This window comes from Streptomyces nanshensis (genome assembly GCF_001751255.1).
Lineage (GTDB): Bacteria > Actinomycetota > Actinomycetes > Streptomycetales > Streptomycetaceae > Streptomyces > Streptomyces nanshensis_A.
Genome location: NZ_LJGW01000665.1, coordinates 1 through 5,119, shown reverse-complemented (window position 1 = coordinate 5,119; position 5,119 = coordinate 1). Strand labels below are relative to the sequence as shown.

Annotated in this window: 5 protein-coding genes; 2 read left to right on the top strand and 3 right to left on the bottom strand. The window is 72.5% G+C overall.

Annotated elements, in window-relative coordinates:
- Positions 1 to 164: 164 nt before the first annotated feature.
- From proC to AN218_RS31240, 3 genes are all read right to left on the bottom strand, one after another.
- Positions 165 to 974 carry a pyrroline-5-carboxylate reductase gene (gene proC, locus AN218_RS31250; protein WP_070020393.1) on the bottom strand — a complete coding sequence of 270 codons (810 nt, stop codon included), beginning with the start codon at positions 972 to 974 and terminating at the stop codon, positions 165 to 167.
- Between the two features lie 117 nt (positions 975 to 1,091).
- Positions 1,092 to 1,829, bottom strand: coding sequence for an ABC transporter permease (locus tag AN218_RS31245; RefSeq protein WP_070020392.1), 738 nt, complete (start codon positions 1,827 to 1,829; stop codon positions 1,092 to 1,094).
- 76 nt (positions 1,830 to 1,905) lie between these two features.
- Complete coding sequence (locus tag AN218_RS31240) at positions 1,906 to 2,697, bottom strand: ABC transporter ATP-binding protein (protein WP_070020391.1); 792 nt, start codon at positions 2,695 to 2,697, stop codon at positions 1,906 to 1,908.
- A gap of 249 nt (positions 2,698 to 2,946) precedes the next feature.
- On the opposite strand from AN218_RS31240, the gene AN218_RS31235 reads away from it, so the two are divergent.
- Both AN218_RS31235 and AN218_RS31230 read left to right on the top strand, forming a co-directional pair.
- Positions 2,947 to 3,321, top strand: a complete 375-nt coding sequence (locus AN218_RS31235; RefSeq protein WP_070020390.1) for a hypothetical protein — start codon at positions 2,947 to 2,949, stop codon at positions 3,319 to 3,321.
- 223 nt (positions 3,322 to 3,544) lie between these two features.
- Complete coding sequence (locus AN218_RS31230) at positions 3,545 to 5,089, top strand: SulP family inorganic anion transporter (protein ID WP_070020389.1); 1,545 nt, start codon at positions 3,545 to 3,547, stop codon at positions 5,087 to 5,089.
- The last annotated feature ends 30 nt before the right edge of the window (positions 5,090 to 5,119 follow it).

Genomic DNA, 5,119 nt, shown 5'->3' with positions numbered 1-5,119 from the left:
CAGCACACGAAAAACAGCCCCGCACAAGACGAGGGCACCACCACAAAAGACCGCCGACAAACGGCAAGACAGAAGCCGGAGCAGCCATTACGGCTGACCGGCAACCGTTGGAGCGTACACCACGCTCGGGCGGCTCCCAAACGAGAGGGTGCGGGGCCTGCGAATCAGCCTTTGCCGGCGGCCAGTTCGCGGCTGCGGTCGCGGGCGGCCTCCAGGGCGTCGAGGACCGCGGCGCGTACGCGGTGGTTCTCCAGCTCCCGGATGGCGTTGATGGTGGTGCCCGCCGGGGACGTGACGTTCTCGCGGAGGGTCACCGGGTGGTCGCCGCTGTCGCGGAGCATCGTGGCCGCGCCGACCGCGGCCTGGACGATGAGGTCGTGGGCCTTGTCGCGGGGCAGGCCGAGGAGGATGCCGGCGTCGGTCATCGCCTCGACCAGGAAGTAGAAGTACGCGGGGCCGGAGCCGGAGAGGGCGGTGCATGCGTCCTGCTGGCTCTCGGGGACGCGGAGGGTCTTGCCGACGCCGTTGAAGATCTCCTCGGCGAGGGCGACATGGGCCTCGGTCGCGTGTGTGCCCGCGGAGACGACGGACATGGCCTCGTCCACCAGGGCCGGGGTGTTGGTCATCACGCGGACCACCGGGGTGCCGGGCTGGAAGCGCTCCTCGAAGAGCGAGGTGGGGATGCCCGCGGCGCCGCTGATGACGAGGCGTTCGACGGGGGTGTGCGGCGCCAGTTCGTCGAGCAGGGTGCCCATGTCCTGCGGCTTGACCGTGAGGATCAGAGTGTCGGCGCGCTCGGCCGCCTCCGGGTTGCCGACGGACTCGACGCCGTGGCGCTCGCGCAGTTCCCGTGCGCGTTCCGAACGGCGGGCCGTGACAAGGAGGTTGGACGGTGACCAGCCGCCCCTGAGCATTCCGGAGAGCAGGGCCTCGCCGATCTTGCCGGCGCCGAGGACGGCGACTTTCTGGGTCATGCGGTGGTTCACCTCGTCCAGTGCGTACGCGTGCTGCCGCTCATCCTCGCACCGGCGCCCGGGCCGCGGCGCGAGCGTCCGGCTGGTGGAAGCGCCCGTCGCCGCGCGGTCGTGGGGTCACGGCGTACGGCGGCGGAGGGTCGCGGCGCCGACGAAGAGGACCAGCAGGGCCGAGCCCGCGACGATCACGGCGTCGCGGGCGAAGTCGCCGGTGGGGTCGGTGTGCTGGAGCACCTCGTTCATGCCGTCGACGGCATACGACATGGGCAGGACGTTGGAGACGTACTCCAGGACCGGCTGCATGCTGTCGCGGGGTGCGAAGAGTCCGCAGAGCAGGATCTGCGGGAAGATCACCGCCGGCATGAACTGCACCACCTGGAACTCCGAGGCCGCGAAGGCGCTCACGAACAGGCCGAGCGCGGTGCCGAGGAGCGCGTCGAGCAGGGCGATCAGGAGCAGCATCCCGGGCGGGCCCGCGAAGTTGAGGTCGAGGAGCCAGACGGCGACGGCGGTGGCGACGGACGCCTGGACGGCGGCGAGGACGCCGAATGCCAGCGCGTAGCCCGCGATGAGGTCGCCCTTGCCGAGCGGCATGGACAGCAGGCGCTCCAGCGTCCCCGAGGTGCGTTCGCGGAGGGTGGCGATGGAGGTCACCAGGAACATCGTCACCAGCGGGAAGATTCCGAGCAGCGAGGCGCCGATGGAGTCGAAGGACCGCCGGTCGGCGTCGAAGACGTAGTAGAGGAGCACGAGGAGCAGGACCGGCACGAACAGCAGCAGCGCGATCGTGCGGGGGTCGTGGGCGAGTTGGCGCAGGACGCGGCGGGCTGTGGCGAGGGTGCGGGCCGGCTTCATGGCTGGTGTTCTCCGCTGGGCTGGAGGCTGGGCTTGGGCTTGGACGGTTGGACGGGGCGTGGGTGGCGTGGACGGGTCAGGCGGCGTCGGCCCGGCGGGCCTCGTCGACGAGGTGGAGGAAGGCGTCCTCGACCGAGTCGGTGTGCGTACGGGCGCGCAGGGCGTCCGGGGAGTCGGCGGCCAGCAGCCGTCCGGCGCGCATGAGCAGGAGGTTCTGGCAGCGGTCCGCCTCGTCCATCACATGGGAGGAGATGAGGAGGGCGGTGCCGTTCTCCGCGGCGAGGCGGTGGAAGAGGTTCCACAGGTCGCGGCGGAGCACCGGGTCGAGGCCGACCGTCGGCTCGTCGAGGACCAGCAGTTCGGGCGAGCCGAGCAGTGCGACCGCGAGTGAGACGCGGGAGTGCTGGCCGCCGGAGAGGTTCGCGGTGAGCGAGCCGGCGTGGTCGGCGAGGTCGACGTCGTGCAGGGCGCGGTCGACCGCCTCGGCGCGCTGTCTGCGGGGGATGCCGAGGACGGCGGCGAAGTAGTCGAGGTTCTGGCGCGCGGTCAAGTCGCCGTAGACGGACGGGTCTTGGGTGACGTAGCCGACGCGGGAGCGCAGCGGGGCCGAACCTGCCGGCTGTCCCAGGACGTCGAGCGTGCCGGTGACCTTGGCCTGGGTGCCGACGATCGCGCGCATGAGCGTGGACTTGCCGCAGCCCGAGGGGCCGAGCAGGCCGGTGACGGTGCCGGGCGCGACGTCGAAGGTGAGGTCGTCGACGACCGTGCGTCCACCGCGGACGACGCTGAGTCCGGCGGCGTGGACGGTGGGGCGGCCCGGTTCGCGGGGTGTGGGTGCGGACGGTCCCGCGGGGCGCTTATTCATCATGCGATGAATTCTGCGCGCGTCCCGTCTTCGGCGTCAAGCGGCACGTGGTTCCTCCTTCGTACGGGTGGCCGGGCCGGAGCCTGCGGAGGGCGGGGCGGGCGGGGCGCGTCTGCGCGGGGACGCGAAACAGCCATCCGTACGGCGCTTTTCACGCAGAGTGCATGTGCCGACTTGCAAACGTTCCTAGCGTGGTTGACACAATGAGGTCCGCTGTCAACACCCCAGCGACGAGCGGCAGAAGGAGGCCGGATGCCGGCGAGCACGCGGAGCGGCGCACGGGCACTGACCGCCGCCCTCGTCCTGCTGCTCGCCACGCTGCTGGGTGTGGAGTCCGCGTCGGCACAGGTCAGCGCACAGACGCTGCGTTCCGCCGCGCCGGTCTCGGTGTACGCGGCGGCGGACGGCGAGCGTTCCGGCACGGCCGAGGAAGACTGCAAGTCCCGGCACGGGGTGCGGCGTTCGGCCTCCGTGTGGACGGACGGCACGGCGCCCGTGCGTGTGTGCGACTGCGATGTCCGTACGGTCCCGGCGGCGGATCTCGCCGTACCGGGCACCGTGCGTGAGCGAGTACGCAGCGCGCGCACCGTCGATGTACAGGTGCTGCACCAGACCTTCCGCTGCTGATCCTCGGCAGGCGCCCGCGTACGTCCGCTTCCACGCCGCGTCCCCGTACGCGTCCACGTGCGCGCCGCTTCTCTCGGCCTCATCTCCTCATCTCCTCGTCTCCGCCTCACCTCCGGACTTCCGAAACCGCCCGGCTCGCTGTGCGAGCACGTACCGCGCTCGTTCCGCCGTGCCCCGCCGCGCCTCGCGGCATGCGGGCCGCGGGACGGGCTGGAGATGCCTCATGCTCAGAAGGATCACCGACCGCGCGGCCCTGCGCGCGGATGTCACCGCGTCCCTCGTCGTCTTCCTCGTCGCCCTGCCGCTGTGTGTCGGCGTCGCCGTCGCGTCCGGTGTGCCGGCCGAACTCGGCCTGGTCACCGGGATCGTGGGCGGGCTCGTCGCCGGAGCGCTGCCGGGCAGCAGCCTTCAAGTCAGCGGTCCCGCCGCGGGGTTGACCGTCCTCGTCTACGAGGCCGTGCAGTCGTACGGTCTCCGTGCCCTCGGCGTCCTGGTATTGGCCGCCGGGCTGCTGCAACTCGCCATGGGCGCACTGCGCTTGGGCCGCTGGTTCCGGGCGATCTCGGTCGCCGTCGTACAGGGCATGCTCGCCGGGATCGGGCTGGTGCTGATCGCCGGACAGGTGTACGCGCTGGCGGACGCCCGGGCGCCCGGCAGCGGTCTCGCGAAGCTCGCGGGGCTGCCCGGCCTGGCCGGCGGGGTGCTCGGCGGGGACGGCGCCGTGGCCGTCCTGCTCGGGGCCGGGACGGTCGCCGTTCTGGTGCTGTGGCCCAAGTGGCGTTCCGCGGCGAGGGTGTTGCCCGCGCCGCTGGCCGCCGTGGGTCTGGCGACCGCGGTCACCGGCGTGCTGGGACTGCCGGTCGCGCGCGTACGGGTGCGGGGTCTGCTGGACGTCCTGCGGCCGCCCGGCGCCGACGACATGGCGGGGCTGCTGTCCTTCGGTGCCGCGGCGACGGTCGTCGCCTTCGCGCTCATCGCATCGGCGGAGTCCCTGTTCAGTGCGGCCGCGGTGGACCGGCTGCACGACGGCCCGCGTACGGACTACGACAGGGAACTGATGGCGCAGGGCGCGGGCAACACGGTCTGCGGCGCGCTCGGTGCGCTGCCCATGACGGCCGTCATCGTGCGCAGTTCGGCGAACGTGTCGGCGGGGGCGCGCACCAAGCTCGCACGGGTGCTGCACGGGGTGTGGCTGCTGCTCTTCGTGGCGGTGCTGCCCGGTGCGCTCGGGGTGATTCCGGTGGCGGCGCTGGCCGGGGTGCTGGTGCACGCGGGCTGGAAGCTGGTCCCGGTACGGGAGTTCGTCCGGCTGTGGCGCGAACACCGGGCGGAGGCCGTGGTGTTGGCGGTGACGGCCCTCGCGATCGTGGGGGTCGACATGTTCGCGGGCGTGCTGATCGGGCTGCTGCTGGCCGTGGTCAAGTCGGCGTGGGAGATCTCGCACGTCCAGGTGGAGACGGAGGACGCGGGCGACGGCGGCGGGACGCTGCGCGTACGGGTGTCGGGGAACGCGACCTTCCTGCGGCTGCCGAAGCTGCTGGACCAGTTGGAGGCGCTGCCGCGGGACCGCCCGGTGGAGCTGAGCATGGCCGGGCTGCGGCATGTCGACCACGCGTGCGGAGTGGCGCTGGCGGCGTGGGAGGAGGAGCACAACGCGCGGGCGGCGGCGGGCGGTCGGAGCACGGGGGACGCGACTGCCTCCGCTGCGGCAGCGGACGCCGCCGGGTCCGTCAGCGCGACGGGCTCCCGGGCGGCCGGGCCCTCGTGACCGTCGGCGGCGTCGCGCGCTGCCCGCTCG